This window comes from Haliea sp. E1-2-M8 (genome assembly GCF_030649675.1).
Lineage (GTDB): Bacteria > Pseudomonadota > Gammaproteobacteria > Pseudomonadales > Halieaceae > Haliea.
On the sequence record NZ_JAUTDR010000072.1, the window covers coordinates 1 to 1,331 of the forward strand.

1 protein-coding gene is annotated in these 1,331 nt (G+C 59.5%); it reads left to right on the forward strand.

The features are described from left to right. The first annotated feature begins 48 nt into the window (after positions 1–48). Complete coding sequence (locus Q6D67_RS21565) at positions 49–1,296, forward strand: IS256 family transposase (RefSeq protein ID WP_304707899.1); 1,248 nt, start codon at positions 49–51, stop codon at positions 1,294–1,296. Positions 1,297–1,331: the final 35 nt, after the last annotated feature.

Consider the following 1,331-nt stretch of genomic DNA (forward strand, 5'->3'; position numbering starts at 1 on the left):
TTGATTTGTTATCGCCAAACAACCAATCAGCCAAAGGGATACGCCACCATGGGAAAGAGTAACGTTGTTGAACTGGAAGGTCGAGCAGGGAGTACTGATCCGTTGACCGAATTGTTGCGCACTGGCGCCCGACAGCTCCTGCAGCAGGCTATCGAGGCCGAGGTCCAGGAGTTGCTGGCCGCACATTCAGGTAGGGTGCTGGATGACGGCAGGGCCGGCGTGGTGCGCAATGGTCACCTGCCCGAACGGGAGATCCAAACCGGCATCGGTCCGGTAACGGTACGGATCCCCAAGGTGCGTTCAAAGACCGGGGAGCCCGTCACGTTCCGCTCGGCGCTGGTGCCGCCCTATGTCCGCAAGGCGCAGTCACTGGAGGCTGCCCTGCCGTGGCTGTACCTGAAAGGTGTTTCCACCGGTGAGATGAGCGCGGCCCTGGAGGTCCTGGTGGGTCCGGAAGCCAGCGGCTTGTCCGCCAGCACAGTATCGCGACTGAAACGGGGCTGGGCCGCAGATTACCAGGCATGGCGGGAGGAACCGCTGGACAAGGACCGCTGGGTCTATCTCTGGGCTGACGGCGTCTACAGCGGCCTCAGGGCGGAGCAAGCCAAGCTGTGTGCTTTGGTGATCATCGGCGTGAATGAGCGTGGAGAGAAGCATTTCCTCGCGATTGAAGACGGTGTCAGGGAGTCAACTCAGAGCTGGCGCGAGGTGCTGTTGAAGCTGAAATCCCGCGGCATGAATGTCCCGCAGCTTGCCGTTGGCGATGGCGCCATGGGCTTCTGGGCCGCGCTGGAGGAAGTCTATCCGGGGACCCGGCACCAGCGGTGCTGGATGCATAAAACGATGAACGTACTGAACTGCCTGCCGAAGTCGCTGCAGCCAAAAGCCAAGCAGGCCTTGCATGAGATCTGGCAGGCCGACACCCGGGAGGACGCCGAGAAAGCGTTTGAGCTGTTCATCAAGACGTACGAAGCCAAGTACCCGAAAGCCGTGCTGTGCCTGCAGAAGGATCGAGAGGAGCTGATGGCGTTCTACGATTTCCCGGCGCAGCACTGGCAGAGCATACGGACAAGCAATCCGATTGAATCGACCTTCGGCACCATTCGACATCGCACCAAGCGATCCAAAGGCTGCCTGACGCGGGACGGGATGCTGCACATGATGTTCAAATTGGGGCAGTGCGCGCAGCAGAACTGGCGGCGTCAGCGAGGGTTCGAATACCTGGCACAGGTTATTACCGGAGTGAAATTCAGAGATGGAATCGAGGTAACAGAATCAAACCAGGCCGCCGCTTGATTCAGGCCCTTGAACACCAGATTTGACAATAACTC

Coding starts and splice junctions, on each gene's coding strand:
- Q6D67_RS21565 (WP_304707899.1), top strand. CDS start 49: ATGGGAAAGAGTAACGTTGTTGAACTGGAAGGTCGAGCAGGGAGTACT.